The sequence below is a fragment of the Rhizobium sp. S152 genome (assembly GCF_030380735.1).
Lineage (GTDB): Bacteria > Pseudomonadota > Alphaproteobacteria > Rhizobiales > Rhizobiaceae > Rhizobium.
In genome coordinates this window covers 920359-943135 of the sequence record NZ_JAUDRZ010000026.1, presented here as the reverse complement: position 1 = coordinate 943135, position 22777 = coordinate 920359, and the positions used below count along the sequence as shown (strand labels likewise).

20 protein-coding genes are annotated in these 22777 nt (G+C 62.9%); 11 read left to right on the top strand and 9 right to left on the bottom strand.

Translation table 11 applies throughout. From position 1 onward, the window contains the following. Positions 1 to 32 precede the first annotated feature (32 nt). On the bottom strand, positions 33 to 599 hold the full coding sequence (locus QTL95_RS23710; RefSeq protein WP_289722327.1) for a PadR family transcriptional regulator: 567 nt from the start codon (positions 597 to 599) through the stop codon (positions 33 to 35). Positions 600 to 750: 151 nt separating this feature from the next. Here QTL95_RS23710 and QTL95_RS23705 point away from each other — a divergent pair, with 151 nt between their 5' ends. Continuing rightward, the gene (locus QTL95_RS23705; protein ID WP_289722326.1) at positions 751 to 1947 is read left to right on the top strand and encodes a YbfB/YjiJ family MFS transporter; all 1197 of its coding nucleotides are present in this window, start codon (positions 751 to 753) and stop codon (positions 1945 to 1947) included. Between the two features lie 154 nt (positions 1948 to 2101). Next, positions 2102 to 3367: a bacteroid development protein BacA gene (gene bacA, locus QTL95_RS23700; RefSeq protein ID WP_289722325.1), complete on the top strand. Its 1266-nt coding sequence runs from the start codon at positions 2102 to 2104 to the stop codon at positions 3365 to 3367. Between the two features lie 874 nt (positions 3368 to 4241). Here bacA and QTL95_RS23695 read toward each other — a convergent pair. Further along, complete coding sequence (locus QTL95_RS23695) at positions 4242 to 5282, bottom strand: polysaccharide deacetylase (RefSeq protein WP_289722324.1); 1041 nt, start codon at positions 5280 to 5282, stop codon at positions 4242 to 4244. A gap of 134 nt (positions 5283 to 5416) precedes the next feature. Here QTL95_RS23695 and QTL95_RS23690 point away from each other — a divergent pair, with 134 nt between their 5' ends. The 3 genes from QTL95_RS23690 to der all read left to right on the top strand — a co-directional run bounded on the left by QTL95_RS23690 (position 5417) and on the right by der (position 8243). Beyond that, on the top strand, positions 5417 to 6001 hold the full coding sequence (locus QTL95_RS23690; RefSeq protein ID WP_289722323.1) for an NnrU family protein: 585 nt from the start codon (positions 5417 to 5419) through the stop codon (positions 5999 to 6001). Between the two features lie 103 nt (positions 6002 to 6104). Next, on the top strand, positions 6105 to 6788 hold the full coding sequence (locus QTL95_RS23685; RefSeq protein ID WP_037184134.1) for a tetratricopeptide repeat protein: 684 nt from the start codon (positions 6105 to 6107) through the stop codon (positions 6786 to 6788). A gap of 15 nt (positions 6789 to 6803) precedes the next feature. Then, entirely contained in the window at positions 6804 to 8243 is a 1440-nt protein-coding gene (gene der / locus QTL95_RS23680) for a ribosome biogenesis GTPase Der (RefSeq protein ID WP_289722322.1), read from the top strand. 29 nt (positions 8244 to 8272) lie between these two features. Here the strand turns inward: der and QTL95_RS23675 are convergent, their stop codons facing one another. After that, positions 8273 to 9445: a glycosyltransferase family 4 protein gene (locus QTL95_RS23675; protein WP_289722321.1), complete on the bottom strand. Its 1173-nt coding sequence runs from the start codon at positions 9443 to 9445 to the stop codon at positions 8273 to 8275. 215 nt (positions 9446 to 9660) lie between these two features. Between QTL95_RS23675 and QTL95_RS23670 the strand changes: the two genes are divergently transcribed. Both QTL95_RS23670 and QTL95_RS23665 read left to right on the top strand, forming a co-directional pair. Further along, complete coding sequence (locus QTL95_RS23670; protein ID WP_289722320.1) at positions 9661 to 10572, top strand: hypothetical protein; 912 nt, start codon at positions 9661 to 9663, stop codon at positions 10570 to 10572. 2 nt (positions 10573 to 10574) lie between these two features. Continuing rightward, entirely contained in the window at positions 10575 to 10892 is a 318-nt protein-coding gene (locus tag QTL95_RS23665; protein WP_289722319.1) for a hypothetical protein, read from the top strand. On the opposite strand, the gene QTL95_RS23660 is transcribed toward QTL95_RS23665, so the two are convergent. Next, a complete protein-coding gene (locus QTL95_RS23660; protein ID WP_289722318.1) occupies positions 10889 to 11932 on the bottom strand; it encodes a hypothetical protein in 1044 nt (347 codons plus the stop codon). The genes QTL95_RS23665 and QTL95_RS23660 overlap by 4 nt on opposite strands. A gap of 266 nt (positions 11933 to 12198) precedes the next feature. Further along, positions 12199 to 13110: a sugar kinase gene (locus tag QTL95_RS23655; protein WP_289722317.1), complete on the bottom strand. Its 912-nt coding sequence runs from the start codon at positions 13108 to 13110 to the stop codon at positions 12199 to 12201. Positions 13111 to 13301: 191 nt separating this feature from the next. Between QTL95_RS23655 and bglA the strand changes: the two genes are divergently transcribed. The 3 genes from bglA to QTL95_RS23640 all read left to right on the top strand — a co-directional run bounded on the left by bglA (position 13302) and on the right by QTL95_RS23640 (position 15603). After that, positions 13302 to 14951 carry a beta-galactosidase BglA gene (gene bglA / locus QTL95_RS23650; protein WP_289722316.1) on the top strand — a complete coding sequence of 550 codons (1650 nt, stop codon included), beginning with the start codon at positions 13302 to 13304 and terminating at the stop codon, positions 14949 to 14951. A gap of 63 nt (positions 14952 to 15014) precedes the next feature. Beyond that, positions 15015 to 15320, top strand: a complete 306-nt coding sequence (locus tag QTL95_RS23645) for a type II toxin-antitoxin system RelE/ParE family toxin (RefSeq protein ID WP_289722459.1) — start codon at positions 15015 to 15017, stop codon at positions 15318 to 15320. Next, positions 15313 to 15603, top strand: coding sequence for an addiction module antidote protein (locus QTL95_RS23640; protein ID WP_289722315.1), 291 nt, complete (start codon positions 15313 to 15315; stop codon positions 15601 to 15603). The genes QTL95_RS23645 and QTL95_RS23640 overlap by 8 nt, the downstream gene beginning before the upstream one ends. Before the next feature lie 22 nt (positions 15604 to 15625). Here the strand turns inward: QTL95_RS23640 and ade are convergent, their stop codons facing one another. The 4 genes from ade to QTL95_RS23620 all read right to left on the bottom strand — a co-directional run bounded on the left by ade (position 15626) and on the right by QTL95_RS23620 (position 21733). After that, entirely contained in the window at positions 15626 to 17323 is a 1698-nt protein-coding gene (ade, locus tag QTL95_RS23635; protein WP_289722314.1) for an adenine deaminase, read from the bottom strand. A 1062-nt stretch (positions 17324 to 18385) separates the two neighbouring features. Further along, on the bottom strand, positions 18386 to 19489 hold the full coding sequence (locus tag QTL95_RS23630) for a branched-chain amino acid ABC transporter substrate-binding protein (RefSeq protein WP_289722313.1): 1104 nt from the start codon (positions 19487 to 19489) through the stop codon (positions 18386 to 18388). 276 nt (positions 19490 to 19765) lie between these two features. After that, entirely contained in the window at positions 19766 to 20758 is a 993-nt protein-coding gene (locus QTL95_RS23625; RefSeq protein ID WP_289722458.1) for a CorA family divalent cation transporter, read from the bottom strand. Between the two features lie 141 nt (positions 20759 to 20899). Beyond that, positions 20900 to 21733, bottom strand: a complete 834-nt coding sequence (locus QTL95_RS23620) for a helix-turn-helix transcriptional regulator (RefSeq protein WP_289722312.1) — start codon at positions 21731 to 21733, stop codon at positions 20900 to 20902. A 97-nt stretch (positions 21734 to 21830) separates the two neighbouring features. Here QTL95_RS23620 and QTL95_RS23615 point away from each other — a divergent pair, with 97 nt between their 5' ends. Next, positions 21831 to 22730: an SDR family oxidoreductase gene (locus QTL95_RS23615; RefSeq protein ID WP_289722311.1), complete on the top strand. Its 900-nt coding sequence runs from the start codon at positions 21831 to 21833 to the stop codon at positions 22728 to 22730. Positions 22731 to 22777: the final 47 nt, after the last annotated feature.

Here is a 22777-nt window from a genome sequence, read left to right as displayed (position 1 = left end):
GGCTTGGTTTGGCTTGATGAATCCGGTCAAGTTCAGTCGTTCTTTGGCGACTGCAGGATCTCGGCGGCGGCGCGTTCCAGAATGCCGGCAATGCGTTTGGCTTCGTCCTTCGACCAGGGATAGCGCAGCTTCAGCGCGGACTTCAGAAGCATGCGGGCGGCGGCGACTTCGCTCTTGTCTTCGGGGAAGGCCTCTTCCTCGCGCTCGCCATGACGGCTTTCCGGATCGAAGATGCGGCGCACATGCGCCATCTTCTCGCCGATCTTCTCCAGCTTCCCAAGCGTCATGTCGATCATGGAACTGTTCTCCTCGACCTGTTTGCGGCCGGTTTCGGTGATGCGATAGAGCTTCTTCGTGCCCTCCGCCTCGACCTCGGCGAGGCCGGTTTCTTCCAGATAGGTCAGCGCCGGATAGATGACGCCGGGGCTCGGGACATAGAAGCCGCCGGAGCGCTCTTCCAAGAGCTTGATCAACTCGTAGCCATGGCGCGGCTGTTCGGCCAAAAGCGCCAGGATCACCAGTTGCAGGTCGCCGGCCGCGAACTTCCGCCCCATGCGAAAGCCGCCGCCACCCATCATTCCACCTCTAAAACCTCTCATCGATCACTCCTTATGATGTATCGTTGATTATGTCGTAAAACATATATCGTAAGATATGGCGTTTCAAGGGCGGCATGAAAATTCCTGAAATTGATGGATCGATCAGAAAATCTTGATTGCGGCCGGCGTTGTGCAGCGCGATAAGCGGGGCATGTTGGCTCGCAATGAACTTCCCTCCGCACCCGCTCATGCACCGTTGTTTCGCACGGCTCTGGCCGGAATGATCGCCATGGCGGCGGCCATGGGCTTCGGGCGGTTCTCATACACGCCGATCCTGCCCGGCATGATGAGCGGCGTGCCGCTGTCGGCCGCCGATGCCGGTTTCGTCGCGTCCGCCAATTTCGTCGGCTATCTCGTGGGCGCGGTTCTCGCTGCCTATGGCTGGGCGGCGGGGCGGGAGCGCAAGGTGGTGCTGTCAGCGCTTGCGGCGAACGCCATCCTGTTGGCCGCGATGGCGATGACCCATTCCGTCATGGTCTTTGCCGTCATCCGCTTTTTCGCCGGCGTTGCCAGCGCATTCGCGATGATCTTTACCTCATCGATCGTGCTCAGCCATGGCGCCGCCGCCGGCAACGACCATGTGCAATCGGCGCATTTCGGCGGGCCGGGGGCGGGGATCGCTTTGTCGTCGGTCATGGTCTTCGTCATCGGTCTGATCTCGCATGGCGGCCCTGACGCCTGGCGGATCGACTGGATCGGCGGGGCGATCTATTCCGCGATCAGCCTCGGGCTCGTCTGGCTGCTTCTGCCTGCGGGCCCTGTTTCGGGCGGGCAGACGGGAAAGGAGCCGCCGATCGTGTGGAGCCGGCCGATGCTGCTCGTCACGCTCTCCTACGGTCTGTTCGGCTTCGGCTATGTCATCACCGCCACCTTCCTCGTCACCATTGCCCGAATGGCCGCCGCAGGTGCCGTGGTCGAATTCCTCTGCTGGTTCATCGCCGGGCTGACGGCGGCCGTGGCACTGTTCGTCTGGAAGCCGTTGGTGCGGCCGCTCGGCCTCGGCTGGATCTATGTCGCGGCCCTTCTCGTTGAAGCGCTGGGCGTGCTCGCAACCGTCATGCTGCCGCCATCGGTGGCGCCGTTGATCGGCGGCGCGCTGTTCGGTGCGACCTTCCTGGCGATCACCGCCTACGGTCTGCAGATCGGCCGCAAGCTGGTGCCTTCAAGCCCGCGCCGGGCCTTCGCGACGATGACGGCCGCCTTCGGCCTCGGCCAGATCGTCGGCCCGATCGTTGCCGGCGCACTGGCCGAGCGCACGGGAAGCTTCGTGGCGCCGACCTATGTCGCGGCGGCGGCGCTGGTCGTCTGCGCCGTCTTGGTCGTGCCTGTTATCAGGAAGCTCTCCTAGATTGTTGCCGTTTGGCAATGAACGGCGCTAAGCGGTTACAATTGCGTAACAATGCTTTGGGGCCATTGCCGCGTTTGGCGAACTGCCTTAATTTCCGGCGCAATCGCTCTTATAGAGCTTGCGAAGACACTCGTTCAGGAAAGCAATCCCTCCCGTGTTCCTATCCTACTTCCCGAAGCCGAAACTCTTCTTCACATCCGCCGTCGTCTGGGCACTCATCGGCGTCCTCCTCTGGTATTTCGGAGGCTCGAGCCTCGGCGCTGTGATCGGCCTGCCGCCGCTGCCGGCCGGACAGGATGCGCCGATCGGTGTTTCCCTGTTCTGGTCAGCGCCGTTCCTGTGGTTCTACATCTACTACGCCGTCTTCGTGGCGCTTTTCGCGGGCTTCTGGTTCACCTACAGCCCGCATCGCTGGCAGATGTGGTCGGTGCTCGGCTCGGCGCTGATCATCTTCAACACCTATTTCTCGGTGCAGGTGAGTGTCGCCATCAATGCCTGGTACGGCCCGTTCTACGACATGATCCAGCAGGCGCTGGCAAAGACGGCGCCGGTCACCGCCTCACAGCTCTATCTCGGCATGCTCGGCTTTGCCGGCATCGCCTTCGTGGCGATCACGGTCGGCGTGCTCAACCTGTTTTTCGTCAGCCACTGGATCTTCCGCTGGCGCACGGCGATGAACGAATACTACATGGCCCACTGGCCGAAGCTGCGTCACATCGAAGGCGCCTCGCAGCGTGTCCAGGAAGATACGATGCGCTTCTCGACGACGGTCGAGAGCCTCGGCGTCAGCCTCGTCAGCTCCGTCATGACGCTGATCGCCTTCCTGCCTGTTCTCTTCAAGATCGGCGCCAACATCACCGAGCTGCCTCTCATCGGCGAGGTGCCGCATGCGCTCGTCTGGGCGGCGATCTTCTGGTCGGTGTTCGGCACGGTGTTCCTCGGCCTCGTCGGGATCAAGCTGCCGGGCCTGGAATTCCGCAACCAGCGCGTCGAGGCGTCCTACCGCAAGGAACTCGTCTACGGCGAGGACCACGCCGACCGCGCTACGCCGCCGACGGTGGCCGAACTCTTCGCCAATGTGCGCCGCAACTACTTCCGGCTCTATTTTCACTACATGTACTTCAACGTCGCCCGCATCTTCTATCTGCAAGCCGACAACCTGTTCAGCCTGATCGTGCTGGTGCCGTCGATCGTCGCCGGCAAACTGACACTCGGCCTGATGACGCAGATCAACAACGTCTTCGACCAGGTGCGCGGCTCCTTCCAGTATCTCGTCAATTCGTGGACGACGATCGTCGAGCTGCTCTCCATCTACAAGCGCCTGCGCACCTTCGAATCCGCCATCGATGGCGAGCCGTTGCCGGATATCGACCAGCGCTATCTGGAGCGCGAGCAGGGGATCATTCACGCCGACGGCTAGTTGGGGTGAGGTTGGGTTTGGGAGACGCCGCGTGTCTTGGATGCGCGGCGTTTTTTGTTTGTGGGGTAAAAGACCCTCTCTGCCTGCCGGCATCTCCCCCACAAGGGGGGAGAACGCTGGGGGTGGCCGCTCGCTCCACGTTTGCTGTCTGGGCGAGCGATATCCGCGAGTCTTCTCCCCCCTTGTGGGGGAGATGGCCGGCAGGCCTGAGAGGGCATGACCCGGCAAAGCGCCAAACTTATCCCACCCACCACGCACGCCAAAACCGCGCGCGCAGCAAAGCTCCGCGACGGCCGGCCTTCGCAAATTGGGAAGGGCAGGCGATTGGTTGTCGGTGGTATTGGATGTCAGGTCGTTCGCCTGCCCGATCACCTCGGTTTCCGGTTCGCCCGACCCGACAGGAGCGTCTCTCGGATCGGTCTTGCCGGTGGATCATCCGCCCTGACGGCATCCGATTCCCTTGGCAACCATCACCACACGCCGGATTTCGAGCGGCTGAGCCTCCGGTTCGCGACCCGGCTCCCTGTGCGGTGACGAGAGGAGTATGGCGGAGTCGGGTTGGGTGGGGATGAGAAATGTGTGGTGGTGGGCTCAAGGTGTTGAGCGGGTTGAGGGATTTGTTTTGTGGGGTGGGTGGTCGTGCCCGTGGGGCGGGGTGGTGTTATGGGGGCTGATGCTGTGGCTCAAATACCCTCTCTGCCTGCCGGCATCTCCCCCACAAGGGGGGAGAGCGCTGGGGGCGACCGCTCGTTCCACGTTTGCTGTCTGGGCAAGCGATAGCCGCGAGTCTTCTCCCCCCTTGTGGGGGAGATGGCCGGCAGGCCAGAGAGGGCGTTACACGGCAAAACGTTGACTGCCCTAAGTGAGCCCCCAATCACAACCCCGAAGCCGGCGTCGCCTGCAGCTTCCCGCGCGCCTTGATCACAGGGATCGCCTCCGAATAGCTCACGCAAGCGACATCGGCGCGATGGCAGACATCGCTGACCAGCCGGTCTAGCGCCCGCCAGTAGGCGCCGCCGTTCATCTCAACGAAATGGAAGCCGAGCTGCAGCGGGATGCGGTCGCCGGAATATTGCTTGTCGAAGGCTTCCTTGAACGCCGTGTAGGCGCGTTGTTCGAACTCAGCGCTGTCGGCCTTGTCCTCCTCGCCCTTGGAATGGCGGACGAAGAGGTTGTAGTCCATGCCGATGATCGGTCTTTCGCGCGGGCCCTCGGGGATGAGGGGGAGACCGAAGCGGATGATGCCGCCTTCCTCGACCGGCATGGCCGGGCCCTTGGTGACGAGGCTGGCGTCATAGGTGAAGCCGGCCTTCTTTTCCGCCGCGATCATGTCGGCGCCCGCGGTGGCCGAGAGGTAAGGCGCGCGAAAACCGTGGATGCCGTGGTCGACCAGATCCTGCCAGCCCTTCGGCTCTTCGAGGTCGACGCCCGTCCAGGCATTCTTCAGGGTCCGGTGGAAGGTGGCGTATTCCGCCGACCAGTCGGCCTCGCTCCACTGGCGACCGTCGAAATGGCCGCAGGCGTGGCTGGAAATGTCGTGGCCCTCGAGATGGGCGTGCCAGATGTTGCCGAGGCGCTCGCGGATCTCGTCGTCGCTCTGAGCGAAGCCGATGTTGGAGCGGCCGGGCTTCTGGTGCGGCGCCTGGTAGGCCTTCTTCGCGTCCTTGTTCATCAGGAAGGTGCAGGAGAGGAAATAGGTGAAATGCGCGCCGTTCCTGGCCGCCATCTCGCGGCTCTTCGCCCACAGCGCGTTGTCGTGGGCGCCGTCGAAGGAGATCATCACCAGCTGCTTCGGCTTTTCCGTCGTGTTGGCGGCAGCATTGGCGACGCCATCAGCGGTCTGTGCGAGCGACGGGGCAGCGGCCGGAGCGAGCAGCGAGAGGGCAAGCGAAATGGAAAGCAAGGAGCGAGACATAAAACCAGACATGGACACCGCGACAATTTGTTTCGGGCTTTTCTGTTACAGAATTGAGGCGAAGCTGCGGTGCCGCTGGCATTTTCCTGCTCACGACGATAAGCCTGTCTCATAATCAAAACAGGAATTTAGCGATGCAGCTTCTCATCTTGAGCCTCATCCTCTTTATCGGCCTTCATCTGATCCGCGTGGTCGTGCCGGATTTCCGCCGGTCGATGATCGACAAGCTCGGCAAGCCGGTCTGGGGCGCGGTCCACGGCATCCTCAGTATCGTGACGCTGCTGTTCCTCGCTTACGCCTTCGATCAGGCGCGCGGCATGTATGGCACGCTCTACGATCCGCCGATCTGGATGAAGCATATCACGCTGACGCTGATGCTGATCGCCTCCATCTGTCTGGTGGCGGGTTTCCTACCCGCCGGGCATATCCGCGCCAAGCTCAAGTTTCCGCTTCTGGTAGCGATCAAGATCTGGGCGCTGTCGCATCTTCTCGCCAATGGCGAGCCGGAGGCGATCGTGCTGTTCGGCGCCTTTCTCGCCTGGGCGGTGCTGCTTCGGATCTCGATGAAGCAGCGGCTGCGCAACGGCGAAATCACGCTGCCAGTGTTCGTCTCGGCCAAGTATGATCTCTACGCCGTCATCGTCGGCGCGGTGCTCTGGGCGGTCATCCTGTTCAAGCTGCACGAACTGGTGATCGGCGTTTCTCCGCTCGTGATGTGACTTTCCTTTCACATCCCCCTTACAACGGCTGCAAAATGGGGTAGAAGGCCCGACAATGTGCGTGCAACCCGCATGATTTTGCATATCCGTGCCGGAGACGAGAATGGCATTCAACGACGATAGCTTCATTCGTGAAGTCAATGAGGAACTGCGTTCCGACCAGATGAAGGGTGCGTGGCAGCGGTTCGGCCGCTACCTGATCGTGCTCGCCGTTCTCATCGTTCTCGGCACTGTCGGCTATAAGGTGTTCGAATACTGGGACAACAACCAGTCATCGGGCACCGGCGACCAGTTCATCGCCGCCATGAAGCTCGCCGACGAGAACAAGAGCGACGAGGCGCTGGCAGCGCTAGAAAAGCTCGAGAAGGAAGGGCACGGCGACTACCCGATCCTGGCGCGGCTGCGCGCCGCCTCGGTGCTGGCCCAGAAGGGCGATACGGCGGGCGCGGTTGCTGCCTTCGACGTGATCGGCAAGGACCAGAAGGCGCCGGCTCCGGTGCGCGATGCCGCCAAGATGCGCGCCGGCTGGCTTTTGATCGATACCGGCACCTACGAGCAGGTCTCCGCCCAGCTCGAGGAAATGGCCGTTCCGACCAACGCATTCCGTCATTCCGCCCGCGAGGCGCTCGGTCTTGCCGCCTACAAGGCCGGCAACCTGACCCAGGCCCGCCAGTGGTACCAGGCGATCGTCGACGATGCGCAGACGCCGCGCAATGTTGCCAATCGCGCCCAGATGATGCTTGATAACATTACCGCATCCGGCAAGGCGCCCGCCGCACAGGGCTGAGTTTAGGGTATTTCAATGAGCTTTACGGTCGCGATCGTCGGTCGCCCGAATGTCGGCAAGTCGACGCTTTTCAACCGCCTCGTCGGGAAGAAGCTGGCGCTGGTCGACGACACGCCCGGCGTCACCCGCGACCGCCGCCCCGGCGATGCGCGGCTGATGGGGCTGACCTTCACCATCATCGACACCGCCGGCCTCGAAAAGGCCGATGCCGAGAGCCTGCAGGGCCGCATGCGCGCCCAGACGGAAGCGGCGATCGACGAGGCCGATATCTCGCTCTTCGTGGTCGATGCCAAGTTCGGCCTTACGCCTGTCGACAAGGAACTGGCCGAGATGCTTCGGCGTCGCGGCAAGCCGGTCGTGCTGGTCGCCAACAAGTCGGAAGCCAAGGGCTCCGATGGCGGTTTCTACGACGCCTATACGCTTGGCCTTGGCGAACCTGTGCCGATTTCGGCCGAACACGGCCAGGGCATGCTCGACCTTCGCGACGCGATCGTCGATGCCGTCGGCAAGGATCGCGCCTACGCCAAGGACGAGGAAGACGTCGCCGAGACCAACGTCGACCTTCCCCATGAGATGGAGGAGGACGAGGACTACGAGCCCGAGTATGACGACACCAAGCCGCTGCGCGTGGCGATCATCGGCCGTCCGAACGCCGGCAAGTCGACGCTGATCAACCGCTTCCTCGGCGAGGACCGGCTGCTGACCGGCCCCGAGGCCGGCATCACCCGCGACAGCATCTCCGTCGAGTGGGACTGGCGCGGCCGCACGATCAAGATGTTCGACACGGCAGGCATGCGCCGCAAGGCGCGCGTCACCGAGAAGCTGGAGAAGCTTTCCGTCGCCGATTCGCTGCGTTCCATCCGTTTCGCCGAAACCGTGGTCATCGTCTTCGACGCCACCATCCCGTTCGAGAAGCAGGACCTGCAGCTGGCGGATCTGGTTATCCGCGAGGGGCGTGCCGCCGTGCTCGCCTTCAACAAGTGGGACCTGATCGAGGATCCGCAGGCGGTGCTGGCGGATCTGCGCGAAAAGACCGAGCGGCTGCTGCCGCAGGCACGCGGCATCCGCGCCGTGCCGATCTCGGGCCAGACCGGTCGCGGCCTCGACAAGCTGATGCAGTCGATCGTCGATACCGACATGGTGTGGAACAAGCGCGTTTCGACCGCCAAGCTCAACCGCTGGCTCGACGCAATCACCACGCAGCATCCGCCACCGGCGGTTTCCGGCCGCCGCCTGAAGCTGAAATACATGACCCAGGTCAAGGCCCGCCCGCCTGCCTTCATGATCTCCTGCACCCGTGCCGACGCATTGCCGGAGTCCTACACACGCTACCTGACCAACAGCCTGCGCACGGATTTCAACATGCCGGGCGTGCCGATCCGGATCATGTATCGCGAGAAGGACAATCCGTACGAAGCGAAGAGCGGCGGTCGCCGGAAGCCTCAGCCGAAGTAGGGCGATCGGGCGCCGCCGGGCTTTTGCCGTCAAGCCCCTGACTTCATCGGTCCCGCGGCATCAGCCGTCTTCCGCCGCGGCAGCGTCCTGGCGTATTGCCAGGCCTTCTTCCACTTCGGGGTGATGACGCCGTTGGCTGCCCTTATGTTGTTGATGAACTGCTGGCTGGCGGCCTCCCAGGAATATTGCATTGCGAGCTCGCGGGCCTTTTCGCGCGAGGCGGTGAGCGCTGAAAGGCAAGCGGTCTTCAGGTCGTCGTCCAGCGCGCCAACATCGCTGTCCTCGCCGATGATGTCGAGCGGACCGGTGACCGGGTAAGCTGCAACGGGGACGCCGGAGGCGAGCGCTTCCAGGATCGTGTTGCCGAAGGTATCCGTCAGCGACGGAAAGACGAAGACGTCGGCCTGGGCGTAGATATCCGCCAGTTCTCGGCCCACCTTCATGCCGGTGAAGAGCACGTTCGGATAGCGTTTCTCAAGGTCCACGCGGGCGGGACCGTCGCCGACCACGACCTTGGAGCCCGGCAGGTCGAGATCGAGGAAGGCCGGCAGGTTCTTTTCCAGCGCAACGCGGCCGACCGTCATGAAAATAGGCCGCGGCAGGCCGAAAGGTGCTTCCTCGAGTTCCGCCGGATGAAACTGGCCGGCGTCGATGCCGCGGCTCCACGGCATGAGGTTGCGGATGCCGCGGGCGGCGAGTTCGCGCGCCAGGCTCGGCGTTGCCACCATGCAGCCGGCGCCGGAATTGTGGAACCAGCGCACGAAGGCGTAGAGCCAACTCTCCGGCACCGGCAGGCGGGCTGAGACATATTCCGGGAAGCGGGTGTGGTAGCTGGTGGAGAACGGCATGCGGTTCTTCAGGCACCAGCGCCGGGCCGTCAATCCGAGCGGGCCTTCGGTGGCGATGTGCACATAGGACGGCTTGTGCTTCTCGATTTCGCGGGCGACGCGGCGATAGGTGGCGATCGACAGGCGGATCTCGGGGTAAGTCGGGCAGGGGATACTGGTGAAGCCCTGCGGCGTCACCATGGCGACATCGACACCCATGGCCGAGAGCTCGCGGTTGGTATTCTCGATCGAGCGGACGACGCCGTTGACCTGCGGGTGCCAGGCATCGCTGACGATGACAAGACGCTCTGGCTGGCCGTTGCGCGTGGCGTCGGTGACTTCGCCGGAATAAGTGTTCGACAAACGCTGCAGCATGACCCGGTTTCCATCCGCGCCCTCGATAGGCGCACCATGCCGGGCGGGCGCCGGCCATCGATTCCCGCGCCGCTATTGTCGCTGTGGTCGATGATGGAAATATTACAGCCCCTGCTACACGCGCCTACAACCGTTTGCGCCATTCCTGACTGTGGTCGATTTGTTGTTTGCAATCAGCAATCTGCTATCCCTTGGCGAGGTCAGGGGAACAATTCATGTTGAAACGATTGCGGATGCTTGCATTGCTTGCGGCCACGGCTCTTGCCGGCTGCGCGAATATCGACGCCGAGGATATCCAGACGTTCGGCGTGGCCACGACGGCGGTGGCGGACGCGGCCAAGAGTACCGGCGCAATGCGGCGGACAATGGATGGGCGCTACTATATCGAGCAGCAAGCCTACCTATTCTCTTTGGGCGATGCGCCCTACAAGTTTCCTCCGCCAAGGACCAAGCCCTCAGACGTCGACAGCCAGTGGAACCAGCGCGTTGCGTTTGCGCAGGCGCTCGCCGACTACGGCGCCGCCCTAGCGAAAGCCGCGGCCGGCGTCGCTGGAGACGATCTCGGGACGGCTCTCGGCAATCTTCAGAAGACGGTCGACGGCGTCATTCCCGCTACCGCCAAGACCAGCAATTACGGCCCGGTTTCCGACGCTACGCTGCTCGTTGCGCGAAAGGCCATCACCGAAATGCAATATCGGCGAATACAGCGGATCGTCGAGAAAGCCCATCCGTCGATCGTCAAGGGAAGGGCACTGCTGGCGGCGGATTTCGCGGCGATGGCCGACAACATAGCCGGGCTACACAAGACATGGCAGGCACAGCAGGCAGTCGCGCTTGCAAAAATCCATGGCGCGCGCGCGTCCCATAGCCCGGCCGACACAGGCGCACGCTATCGCGCTTATCGGGAGTTCCTGAAGGATCGGCAGGAAATGGACGCCGCCGTCGAACCCTTCCTGCCCGCCGCGCCGGGAAAAAGGCCACCCTATGAAACGCTGCTCGATAATTTTGTGGCCGCGCACAAGGAGCTCGCCGAGAACAAACCGGACCCGCTCACCCTGGAGCGCTTCATCGAAGCGGCAAAGGAACTGCAGGCGGCAGTCGAACCGTTTCTATCCGCAAAGGGATGACCATGACGAGTTACAGGACCGCATATAATCGTATCGTGAATGGCATGCTGACAATGACCGAGGCCAGCGGCAACGCTGTCGATGGCGCTGCGGCTGCGCGATGTATCGATGAGGCCAACATGTTCAAGGACGAGCTGGATGCCTTGACCGCCGCACAGCTCAAGACCAGTTCGAAGCAGTACCAGGCACTCACCGCTGCGATGAAACAGTCGAAGCAGAGGCTCGACGAACTCAGTCAGGAGATCGCCGATCTCGTCAAAACGGCGGAGACAGTCGCCAAGGTCGTCGCGGCGCTGGCAAAGATCATCACACTTCTTTAGGTCTGACCGACGTTGCCATACGGCAGCGTCTCCACCTGCTGAATCCTATCCCGAAGCGCCTGCATTTCCTTGTCCAGCCGTGGGGACTTGACGTCAAGCGCGTTCAGAAGCTTTGCAAATCTCCAACGCCAATCGAGTTGACGCAAAGCGCCCAGATGATTTCTCGCGGCCACGGCCGGCGTCCAGTCGGCCAACGCGGACTGGAGCTGATCGAGGCCGTCGCGGCGGTCGAGATTGCGAAACCTCAGCAGCGCCTCCGGCCAGTCGAGCAGGGCGATATCGCCTTCCGGAGGAATGCCCGCGACCGTGGCGCCGCAGGCAAGCGCATCGGTCCAACGCCCTGTCATATAAGCCTTCGTGGGGTGGGTGTATGGCGCCGGGGCTGCAATGTTGGAGTTCGCGAGAACGTATTTCGTCCTGCTGTAATGGGCGCGCATCAGTTCAGGGAAGTCATCGACCTTGGATAGAAGGGGGGGCCGTCCGCGGAACCTGATGCCTCTATTCGCGCAATCCTGCATGGTCACGTCGTCGTCTTCCCAATCGGCGGGTTGCCGGCCCATCCTGAGAAGATCTACTTCCCTGTCCGCACCCGCCGTACCGAGATTGAGCGCGTCGCTGCCCCATTCCAGCCGGAGCGCGCGATCACCGAACAGCTTCCGGTAAAGCTCGTCGTCGTAGGACTGCATGTAGGCCACGATGTCGAAGTGCCTGTCGATCAGTTTCCTTTCCTGAACCGCGGCGTCCGTCCAGAAGCTGTCGATGATCCAGATCGCGGTGCGGGAAAATCCTCCGAGCGCCTTGGCGACAGGCACAAACTTGCGGGCTTCCATGGCGCTCGTCGTAATGAACAAGGCGACACGATCATCCGTCGAGTAAGGTCTCGGCGCATATCGGTAATACAGCGACTTCAGCCGATTGCTCTTGCTTTGCGAGACATCCTCAATCTTGGAATCGGTCAGGTCCGCCAGCAGTTGCTGCATGTGCGAGATCGGCGACCAGCCCGTTTCAAACGGAACTTCACTTACAATTGTCAGACCCATCCAAAGGAGACCTTGAATTCAACTGAAAAATAGCAACGATACAAACGGTCATGAAGACTTACGTATTTCATCGTTCAGTTTCAGTGTTGATGCGATTTCCGTTGGGATGAAATACTAAAATCGAATGCGATTCAAATACTGTTTACAAACAGTATTAACTCAGGCAGCCCGTCGATCAACGTTCTTCCCAAGTATAGGTCTGCTTTATTTGTCGTCGGGGACTTTGGCGAGATCGAGAAACTCGGTTGGGCAAGGGGCAGTCGGTCTCAAATTCCCAGCTTGTCGTGCGCCACCAGCGCCCCGTGCTCGCTCACCACGCGGGCGGCGATCCTCGCGGCGAAGCGGGCGGCCTCGGGGGCGTTGCGGTCATTGAGGTAGCGGGCCAGGAAGGCGCCGTTGAAGCTGTCGCCGGCGCTTGTCGTATCGACCACCTGCTCGACCTTCTCGGCCGGTACGAAGGTTTCCGCGCCTTCGAAGTTCAGCGTGACGCCGTCGGCGCCGTTCTTGACGACGACCTCAGGCACGCCGAGCGCCCGGTAACGGCGGATCGTCGCCTCGATCGAATCGTCGCCGAAATGGGCGGCCTCGTCGTCGAAGCTCGGCAGCACCAGCGAGGAGGCGCGCGCACCTTCGGTGATCGTCGCGTGCATGACGTCGTAGCTCGACCAGAGGCGCGGGCGGATGTTGGGGTCGAAGGCGACGAGCTTGCCGGATGCCTTGGCGCGACGCACTTCGGCGAGCAGCGTATCGGCGTCGTCGCGCGACAGGATCGCCAGCGTGATGCCCGAGAAATAGACGACGTCGGCGCTTTCGATCGCGGTGCGCAGCAGATCCGGATCGGCGGCGAGCTGGCGGGCAGCCGAGCTTTCGCGCCAGTAGCTGAAGGAGCGCTCGCCGTCCTTCAGGCTGATCATGTAGAGCCCGGGCGCCTTGCCCTTGATGCGGCGGATGAGATCGCTGCCGATGCCAGCCTCGCGGAAAAAGGCGATCATCTCGTCCGACATGGCGTCATCGCCGAGCGCGGTGAAATAATCCACCGACCAATCCTTCGTGAAGCAGGCGCGGGCATACCATGCGGTGTTCAGCGTGTCGCCGGCAAAGCCCTTTCGTAGCAGACCGGCTCCGGCCTGCGACAGCTCCACCATGCATTCGCCCATCGATAGAAAACGCCCGCCCACTGATAACCTCCCTGAAATGTCCCTGTTCGCTGATACGCGCAGAGGAGGCCGGTGACAAGCGCGGAGCAGTGGCGGAACTGGTCCACGGCCTACACGGGGGTGTGATCGGCAAAGATTTGCCCAGCCGGTTGTCTTTTATGCGCCGCGCTTTAGTCTGGCAGCGGTTCGAAAAAGGCAGGGAAGAGCGGCAGATGGGTTTGCAGACAGGCGGAATTTCCGATTGGTGGCGCGGCGCGGTGATCTACCAGGTCTATCCTCGCTCCTTCCAGGACACCAACGGCGACGGTCTCGGCGACCTCAAGGGCATCACCCGCCGTCTTCCCTATATCGCCAGCCTCGGCGTGGACGCCATCTGGCTGTCTCCCTTCTTCAAGTCGCCCATGGCCGACATGGGCTACGACGTGTCCGACTACTGCGACGTGGATCCGATCTTCGGCACGCTCGCCGATTTCGACGAGATGATGGTGGCCGCGCATGCACTGGGCCTGAAGGTGATCATCGACCAGGTGATCTCGCACACCGCTGATGTGCACCCGTGGTTCGTCGAAAGCCGCTCCAGCCGCACCAACGACAAGGCGGACTGGTATGTATGGGCGGACCCTAAGCCGGATGGAACGGCGCCGAACAACTGGCTGTCGATCTTCGGCGGGCCGGGCTGGGAATGGGACGGCGTGCGCCGGCAATATTATCAGCACAATTTCCTGACGTCGCAGCCGGATCTCAACTTCCACAACACGGAGGTTCAGGACGCGCTGCTGAAGACCGTGAAGTTCTGGCTCGACCGCGGGGTCGACGGCTTCCGGCTCGACACCGTGAACTACTATTTCTGCGACAGGCTCCTGCGCGACAACCCTCCGCACGAGCCCGATGCCAGCGACGGCGGGCTGGATGCGCCGGATACCAACCCCTATGGCATGCAGAACCACCTCTACGACAAGACGCAGCCCGAAAACATCGGCTTCCTGCAGCGCTTCCGCGCGCTGCTTGACCGCTACGAGGGGCGCACCACGGTCGGCGAGGTTGGGGACGGGGCACGCTCGCTGAAGACGGTTGCGGCCTACACCACGGGCGGCGACAAGCTGCACATGTGCTACACCTTCGACCTGCTTGGCCCGGATTTCACGGCCGCCCATATCCGCAACTGCGTCGATGCCTTCCAGACATCGGTGGCCGACGGCTGGGTCTGCTGGGCCTTCTCCAACCACGACGTCAACCGCCACCTCAGCCGCTTCGCCAGGACGGTGGAGGAGCGGCCCGTGGTCGCGAAGCTGGCGATCTCGGTGCTGTCTGCGCTGCGCGGCTCGATCTGCCTCTATCAGGGCGAGGAACTGGGGCTGCCGGAAGCCGATCTCGCCTTCGAGGACCTGCGCGACCCCTACGGCATCCGCTTCTGGCCGGCCTTCAAGGGCCGCGACGGATGCCGCACGCCGATGCCCTGGGAAGCGGCCAAGGCGCATGCCGGCTTCACCACGGCCGAGAAATCCTGGCTCCCGGTTCCGTATGAGCAGGCGGCATTGTCCGTCGACGTGCAGGAAGGCGACGCGCATTCGGTGCTCAGCCATTACCGGGACACGCTGGCCTTCCGCAAAAAGCATCCGGCGCTGATCGACGGTTCGATGACCTTCCTGGATACCAACCAGGATCTGCTGGTGTTCACACGGAAGAAAGACGTTGAGACGCTGCTTTTTGTGTTCAACCTGACACGCGAGCCGGCGGCGTTTGGCTTGCCTGCGGGCATGGTGCTTGGCGAGCGGCTGGCGATGCCGGGGATGGGGGGAACGGTTGACGGCGACAAGGTGATGCTCGGGGCGCTGGATGGGTTTTGCGCGCGGGTTGCCTAGAGAGATATGCCCACGCTGCTTGCGCCGAGTTTTATTGACAATTGTAACTTTAAACGTACAGTCATGATCACTTTGAAACAGACTGCCACGTTTCAGAAGTGGCAGAAGCGGCTGCGAGATGGACGGGCAAAGGCTATCATCGCCTTGCGCTTGCAACGGCTTGCCGCTGGGCTTGTTGGAGATGCCGAACCCGTCGGGGAGGGCATCAGTGAACTGCGTATCCACTATGGGCCTGGCTACCGCATCTATTTCAAGCGGAGAGGCGAGGTCATCATCATACTCCTGTGCGGTGGCTCCAAGAGCACGCAGGAGGCCGATATCAGGATCGCGAAGCGGATTGCTTCGGAATGGACGAACGACGATGACTGAAGAGATATTCGACTTTGATCCCGCCGAAATGCTCGATTCCGATGAGGCCGTCGAAGCCTATCTCGATGAGGTGCTGAAGACGGGCGATGCGAAGTTCATCGCTTCTGCGCTCGGCGTCGTCGCCCGCGCTAAGGGCATGACGAAAATTTCGCGAAAAACCGGGCTGGCGCGCGAGCATCTCTATGTGGCGCTCAGTGAAAACGGCAACCCGACGCTGGAGACGACGCTGGCGGTGCTCAAGGCCTTTGGGCTCGAGTTGACCACCAAACGTCACGCCGCGTAGGCAACATCTGCCAACCCAGACCTCATCCGATCAGCTTGAACTGATCGACATCCACCATGCCCATGTCCGATATCTTCAGATGCGGGATAACCGGCAGCGGCAGGAAGGCGACCTGGAGGAAGGGTTCTTCGAGGGTCGTGCCGAGGGCGTAGGCGGCCTTTCGCAGGTCGTGCAGCGTGTCGCGCACGGTCTCGTAGGGCTCAAGGCTCATCAGGCCGGCGATGGGGAGCGCGATCTCGCCCGTAACCTTGCCATCCTCGACGACGACGAAGCCGCCCTTGATGTCGCCGAGCCGGTTGGCGGCCATCGCCATGTCGTCTTCCGAAACGCCGACCACGCAGATGTTATGGCTATCATGACCGACGGTGGAGGCGATCGCGCCCTTCTTCAGGCCGAAACCCTGGACAAAGCCGTTGGCGTGGTTGCCGTTCTTGCCGTGGCGCTCGATGACGGCGACCTTGATGATGTCGTTATCCAGATCGACCGCCGTCTGGTTGCCCTTCATCGGCAGGCGGTAGCGGCGGTGTTCGGTGATGATCTTGCCCGGCATGACGCCGATGACGGGCGTTTCGCCATCGGCAACCGGCACGCCGAAGTGAGCGGCGTTGACCGGGCGGGCCTTGACGCTGTCGAGGCCGACGGGGGAAACGGGCTTGCGGGTCGCGAAGAGCTCCGGTGTCACCTCTCGACCAGCCGCAAAGATCGTCTCGGCCTTGCAGTTCTCCAGGCTGTCGATGATTACAAGATCGGCGCGCCAGCCGGGGGCGACGAGGCCGCGGTCTCTGAGGCCAAAGGCGCGGGCGGCCGAAATCGAGGCGGCGCGGTAGATGGCGAGCGGCTCGACGCCGTGTTTGATGGCGGTGCGGATCATGTAGTCGAGGTGGCCCTGCTCGGCGATATCGAGCGGATTGCGGTCGTCCGTGCAAAGCGCCAGATGCGGGGACAGGCGCTCGGTGATGATTGATATCAGCGCGTGAAGATCCTTGGAGACGGAGCCCTCGCGCACCAGGATGTGCATGCCTTTGCGAATCTTTTCGAGCGCTTCCTCGGCGCTCGTGCATTCATGCTCTGTGCGGATGCCGGCCGAGAGGTAGCCGTTGAGGTCGTTGCCCGAGAGAAGCGGCGCGTGGCCGTCGATATGGTCGCCCTGGAATGCCGCCAACTTCGCCATGCAGACGGGATCCTTGTGGATCACGCCGGGGAAATTCATGAATTCGGCAAGACCGATGACTTTCTTGTGGTCGCGGAAGGGCAGGAGCTTTTCGATCGGCAGGTCGGCGCCGGAGGTTTCCAGATGCGTGGCGGGGACGCAGGAGGAGAGCTGGACGCGGATGTCCATGATCGTTTGTTCGGCAGACTCCAGGAAGTAGCGGATGCCTTCGGCGCCGAGCACGTTGGCGATCTCGTGCGGGTCGCAGATCACGGTCGTCACGCCATAGGGGAGAACGCAGCGGTCGAACTCGTGCGGGGTGACGAGCGAGCTTTCGATGTGCAGGTGCGTGTCGATGAAGCCGGGGACGACGATGCGGCCAGATATGTCGATCTCGGTCTTGCCGTTGTAACCGCCGCAGGTGCCGACGATGGTGTCGCCCGAGATCGCGATATCCGACGCCACCAGTTCGCCCGTCACCAGATCAAAGAACCGCCCGCCCTTGAGCACGATATCGGCCGGTTCGCGGCCGGTTCCCTGGTCGATGAGGCGTTCGAGGCGTTCGGTCATGGGGCTCTCTGGTTTGTTTTGAATCATCGGGGTTATAGCGCATTTGAGGTGGTGTGTGGATCGGATGATGCGGCTTTGTGGACGGCGGGGCTGGGTCCATGCACGTCGCGTGCGCCGAGGCGTGCTTAGATCCTCGGGACAAGCCCGAGGACGACGTCGCGGGTGGGGTTTTGGTATTACTCCAAAGCAGTATCGGTGCCAGGCGCTGCCGTTTCGAAACGCAATCTTTGCGTTCTATCCGGGCGCTTAGCCACGCTCTCGGCGTCATCCTCGGCCGTCGTGCCGAGGATCTAAGCACGGTGCTGCGAATGCAACGTTCATGGCTGTGATGGCTTAGGCCTGCGATCCGCTCGGGGCAGGGTCCATGAGCGTTGAGTGCGCGGAGCCGTGCTTAGGTCCTCGGGACAAGCCGGAGGACGACGACCGCGGGTGGGGTTTTGGTATTACTGCCAAAGCAGTATCGGTGCCAGGCGCAGCCGTTTCGAAACGCAATCTTTGCGTTCTATCCGGGCGCTTAGCCACGCCCTCGGCGTCATCCTCGGCCATCGTGCCGAGGATCTAAGCACGGTGCTGGGAATGCAACAGTCGTGGATGTGACGGCTTAGGCCTGCGATCCGCTCGGGGCAGGGTCCATGAGCGTTGAGTGCGCGGAGGCGTGGTTAGGTCCTCGGGACAAGCCCGAGGACGACGTCGCGGGTGGGGTTTTGGTATTACTCCAAAGCAGTATCGGTGCCAGGCGCTGCCGTTTCGAAACGCAATCTTTGCGTTCTATCCGCGCGCTTAGCCACGCTCTCGGCGTCATCCTCGGCCGTCGTCCCGAGGATCTAAGCACGGCGCTGCGAATGCAACGTTCATGGCTGTGATGGCTTAGGCCTGCGATCCGCTCGGGGCAGGGTCCATGAGCGTTGAGTGCGCGGAGGCGTGCTTAGGTCCTCGGGACAAGCCCGAGGACGACGACCGCGGGTGGATTGCCTGTGTCTCTGAACATCATAGTCACGGCGTCGCCCACAAACGAAAACGGGCGCCCAAGACGCCCGTTCCTATGCGTATCGACTGGCCGAATTACTCGGCGGAGACGATCTTGCCGGCTTCCCACTTGTAGAGGGAGAAGCTCTGCGAGGTCAGGTCGCCGGTTTCGCCGTAGGTGAGCTTGCCGATGGCGGTGGCGATCGGTTCGCCGGCCTTGAGCGCGGTCGTCACGGCTTCGGAATCCTCGGCGCTGCCGGCCTTCTCGATGCCGGCCTTGATGACTTCTACGGCGGCATAGGCGTTCAGCGTGAAGGCTTCGGCCGGGATGCCCTTGGCCTTCAGCGCGTCGGCGGCTGCCTTGGAATCGGGGCTCTTGGTGGCGTCGACGGCGTTGGTGAAGATGGTGCCGGCGGCGGCATCGGTGCCGATGTTCCAGAACTCGCTGTTCGACAGGCCGTCGCCGCCGATGATCACGGCATTGACCTGCAGGTCATGCAGCTGGCGAGCGAGCAGGCCGCCTTCCGGGTGGTAGCCGCCGAAATAGACGACGTCGACCTTCTCGGCCTTCAGGCGCGTGGTAAGCGCGCTGAAGTCCTTGTCGCCGGGCGAGAGCGCGTCGTCGAGGACTTCCTTGATGCCGCCGGCGTTCAGCGTCGCCTTGAACGAGTCGGCCAGGCCCTTACCGTAAGCGCCCTTGTCATTGATGATGGCGACGCGCTTGTCCTTGAAGTTCTTCAGGACGTAGTTGGCGGCGACTTCGGCCTGCTGGTCGTCGCGGCCGCAGGTGCGCAGCACGTTGGCAAGGCCACGCTTCGTCAGGTCAGGGGCGGTCGCGGTCGGGGTGACCATCAGCACGCCGTTTTCAGCGAAGACGTCGGACGCCGGGATGGCGACGCCCGAAGTGACCGGGCCAACGACATAGCGGATGCCGTCGCCGACGAGCTGGTTGGCGGCCGAAACACCCTGCTTGGGTTCGCCGGCGTCGTCGGCGAACTTCAGCACGACCTTCTCGCCGAGGATGCCGCCGGCCTTGTTGATTTCGTCAACGGCGGTCTGGGCGCCGTTCTTCACCTGGTCGCCGTAAGCGGCAACGGGGCCGGTCAGCGGCGCGATGAGGCCGATGGTGATGTCGGCATGCGCCAGCGATGCGAAAGAGATGGAGGCAACCAGCGCCGCCGTCAGGGTCTTCAGGATCATTTTGTCTCTCCTTGGATGGGTCTTCGACCCGCGTTGGGAGATCGCATTCCGGATCGTTCCGCGGCTTGGAGCCGCGCCAAAGGACGATCGACGGCGATGCGATCAATACGCGATACGGCCATGTTTGGCTCGCAGCGCGCAGGGGAGATTTTCTAGGAATTTTGGCGGGATTCCGCAAGATAATAACAAAAGGACCGATGTTTTTGTCCGGATTGCCATGGACCGGGCGCGTTTGTTGTTCGGATTGCGATTTTTCTGGAATTCTTCCTCCGGCCCTCACAGCCAGTTGATCCGCTTCAGCACCCATAGCGTGGCGACGGATACGATGGTGACGCAGCCGACGATGGCGAGGAAGGCCCAGCCGTCGTTGACGCCGGGAATGCCGCCGACGTTCATGCCGAAGAGGCCGGCCACCACGCTTGGCGGCAGGAGCAGGGCGGCGAGTGCCGCGAGGCGGTTGGAGCTGTGGGCGATGCGCTCGCTGATCACGGTGGAAAGGTCGTCGTGGAGGATGCCGGTGCGGTCGCGGATGGCGTCGAGGTAGTCGATGTAGCGCATCAGCTTGTCGATCACCTCGCGGAACCGCAGGCGGTCGCGTTCGGTGATCCAGGGGGCATCCTCGTGCTCGATGCGGTTGAGCGCGTCGCGCTGCGGGTAGAGGTAGCGGCGCAGCTGCACGGCGCGGCGGCGCAGGAGCTTCAGCCGCTCGCGCACGGCCCCGGCATCGCCGTGGAAGATCATCTCGTCGAGTTCGTCGACCTCTTCGTCCATGGCGTCGAGGACGGGCTCGATGTCGCGCACCAGCTTTTCGCTGACGAGGGCCAGCAGTTCGCCGGCCTGCTTCGGGCCCTTGCCCTTGTCGAGCGCGAGCCGGATGTCGCGCAGGGCGGTCAGGTAATGGCCGCTGTCGCGGAGGGTGATCAGGCGATGCTCGTCCACCCAGATATGCAGCGGCACCAGATCGATCTCCTCGTCGGGAAGCGGCGCTTCATCGGGCGGGGCGGTGCAGACGCCGCGCAGGATAATCAGCAGGCCGTCATCGATCTGCTCGACGCGCGGGCGGGAATCCTCATCGATCAGTGCTTCCACGACCAGAGGATCGAGCGCCGCCTTGTCGCTGACCCATGCAGCGGCGGCCGGATGGTCGCGCTCGAGGTGGAACCAGGCAATGCCGTCTGCCGGCGTCCAGTTGCACATCTCGGTCATGGTCAGCGCGCGGCTGCCGCCCTGTCCGTCGAGCAACTGGGCGAAACGCAGGCCGGGCTCCATGCCGTAGCGCAAGGTGGTTTTCGTCTGGTCCACGACGCTCTCCTCCCGTCCGCTTTTCCGCCCTCCCGGCGGAATGCCAAAGCGACACATCATAGCAGAAAATCGTGGCCTGACGAAGAGATAGCGAAGAGGCGGGGGCTTCTAGAGAGGGGCCGCGGCGCTCTCGGCGACCATTGCGCGGACGCGCGCGGCCACTGCTGGATCGACGGGGTTGTAGACGACCAGATTGAGATCCGGGCGGCCATCGACCGCAAAGCCGGAATATTCGAGTTCGATGTCGCCGAGCACGGGATGGCGCAGGCGCTTGGTGCCTTCGCTCGGGCCGACAACCTCGTTTTCGCGCCAGAGAGCCTCGAATTCGGGGCTGGTGCGGCAAAGCTCGTCCACCAGTTCGGTGATCTCGGAGGTGGCGCCGGCGCGGGCGACGTCGGCGCGAAACGAGCCGACGATGAAGCGGGCCATCGTCTGCCAGTCGTGCTGGATGTTGCGGATATCGCGCTTGACGAAAAGCAGCCGAAGGATGTTGCGGTCGCCGGGCGCGAGCTTGCCGTAATCCGTCATGACGAACGTCGCGGCGCGGTTCCAGGCAACGACGTCCCAGGCCGCGGTCCTGACGAGCGCGGGACTGCCGTCGAGCGTGTCGATCAGGCGCTGCAGGCGTGGGCTGATGCCCTCGGCGCTGTGGTAGCGGACTTCCGGCGGGCGGCCGAGCGCCAGCATGAAGACATGCTCACGCTCCGGCTCGGTGAGCATGAGGCCGCGCGCGATGCGGTTCAGGACATCGGAGGAGGGGGCGCCGCCGCGTCCCTGTTCGAGCCAGGTGTACCATGTGGGGCTGATGTTGGCGCGCTGGGCGACTTCCTCGCGCCTGAGGCCGGGCGTGCGCCTGCGGCCGGAGAATCCGAAGACGGCGGGATCGAGCCGCATGCGGCGATCGCGAAGGAAGAGGCCCAGGGCGTTGGTCTCGGCGGTCATGGCATTCCTGTTGAGAATTATAATAGGATAATGTCACTACTTTAACAGCATAAAAGATACGCGATAGTTGGCCTGTCATCAAGAAGGAGACATCCAAATGCGTATCTTCCTCACGGGAGCAACCGGCTTCATCGGATCGGCGGTCGTGCCTGTACTTCTGAAGGCCGGGCATCAGGTGATCGGCATGACCCGGTCGGACGCCGGCGCGCGGGCGCTGGAAAAGGCGGGTGCGGAGGTTCATCGTGGCACGCTGGAGGAGCCGGAAAGCCTTCGCAGTGGCGCGGAGAAGGCCGATGCCGTGATCCACACGGCCTTCGACCATGATTTCTCACGCTTCGTCGAGAATTGCCAGAAGGACAGCCGCGTCATCCATGCCATGGGCGAGGCGCTGAAAGGATCGAACCGGCCGCTGGTCATCACCTCTGGAACCGGGCTCGGCAATTCCGAGCTCGGTAAGCCGGCCAGCGAGGATATCTGCAATCTCGAGCATCCCAACCCGCGGGTCGCTTCGGAACTGGCGGGCAACGCGCTGCTCGACGAGGGTGTGAACGTCTCGGTCGTGCGGCTGCCGCAGGTGCACAACACGGTCAAGCAGGGGCTGATCTCGCCGCTGGTGGAAATCGCGCGGGAGAAGGCCGTGGTCGGCTATGTCGGCGAAGGGCGCAACCGCTTTCCGGCGGGTCATCTCGCGGACGTCGCCTTGCTCTACAGGCTGGTGATCGAGCGGGCGGAGCCGGGCGCGCGCTATAATGCGGTGGGTGAGGAAGGGATTACCACCCGTGACATCGCCGAGGCGCTTGGGCGTGGGCTGAAGCTTCCCGTGGTCTCGATCCCGGCGGAGCAGGCGGCCGCGCATTTCGGCTGGATGGCGATGTTCGCCGGGCTCGATTTCCCGGCATCGAGCGAAAAGACGCGCCGCGTCCTGAACTGGAACCCGACCGGTCCGGGGTTGATCGCCGATCTCGACGCAATGGACTATCGCAGCCTCGCGGCCTGACGCCGGGAGCTCGAACCGTCCGCCATATAGCGAGGCCGCCTGTTTTG

Bases quoted from the DNA above. Each gene is read 5' to 3' on its own strand.
- QTL95_RS23640 (WP_289722315.1), top strand. From the start codon at position 15,313: ATGACTGAAGAGATATTCGACTTTGATCCCGCCGAAATGCTCGATTCC.
- QTL95_RS23670 (WP_289722320.1), top strand. From the start codon at position 9,661: ATGTTGAAACGATTGCGGATGCTTGCATTGCTTGCGGCCACGGCTCTT.
- QTL95_RS23710 (WP_289722327.1), bottom strand. From the start codon at position 599: ATGAGAGGTTTTAGAGGTGGAATGATGGGTGGCGGCGGCTTTCGCATG.
- der (WP_289722322.1), top strand. From the start codon at position 6,804: ATGAGCTTTACGGTCGCGATCGTCGGTCGCCCGAATGTCGGCAAGTCG.
- QTL95_RS23620 (WP_289722312.1), bottom strand. From the start codon at position 21,733: ATGACCGCCGAGACCAACGCCCTGGGCCTCTTCCTTCGCGATCGCCGC.
- QTL95_RS23685 (WP_037184134.1), top strand. From the start codon at position 6,105: ATGGCATTCAACGACGATAGCTTCATTCGTGAAGTCAATGAGGAACTG.
- QTL95_RS23675 (WP_289722321.1), bottom strand. From the start codon at position 9,445: ATGCTGCAGCGTTTGTCGAACACTTATTCCGGCGAAGTCACCGACGCC.
- QTL95_RS23625 (WP_289722458.1), bottom strand. From the start codon at position 20,758: ATGGAGCCCGGCCTGCGTTTCGCCCAGTTGCTCGACGGACAGGGCGGC.
- QTL95_RS23705 (WP_289722326.1), top strand. From the start codon at position 751: ATGTTGGCTCGCAATGAACTTCCCTCCGCACCCGCTCATGCACCGTTG.
- QTL95_RS23695 (WP_289722324.1), bottom strand. From the start codon at position 5,282: ATGTCTCGCTCCTTGCTTTCCATTTCGCTTGCCCTCTCGCTGCTCGCT.
- QTL95_RS23615 (WP_289722311.1), top strand. From the start codon at position 21,831: ATGCGTATCTTCCTCACGGGAGCAACCGGCTTCATCGGATCGGCGGTC.
- QTL95_RS23630 (WP_289722313.1), bottom strand. From the start codon at position 19,489: ATGATCCTGAAGACCCTGACGGCGGCGCTGGTTGCCTCCATCTCTTTC.
- QTL95_RS23645 (WP_289722459.1), top strand. From the start codon at position 15,015: ATGATCACTTTGAAACAGACTGCCACGTTTCAGAAGTGGCAGAAGCGG.
- bglA (WP_289722316.1), top strand. From the start codon at position 13,302: ATGGGTTTGCAGACAGGCGGAATTTCCGATTGGTGGCGCGGCGCGGTG.
- QTL95_RS23690 (WP_289722323.1), top strand. From the start codon at position 5,417: ATGCAGCTTCTCATCTTGAGCCTCATCCTCTTTATCGGCCTTCATCTG.
- ade (WP_289722314.1), bottom strand. From the start codon at position 17,323: ATGACCGAACGCCTCGAACGCCTCATCGACCAGGGAACCGGCCGCGAA.
- QTL95_RS23665 (WP_289722319.1), top strand. From the start codon at position 10,575: ATGACGAGTTACAGGACCGCATATAATCGTATCGTGAATGGCATGCTG.
- QTL95_RS23660 (WP_289722318.1), bottom strand. From the start codon at position 11,932: ATGGGTCTGACAATTGTAAGTGAAGTTCCGTTTGAAACGGGCTGGTCG.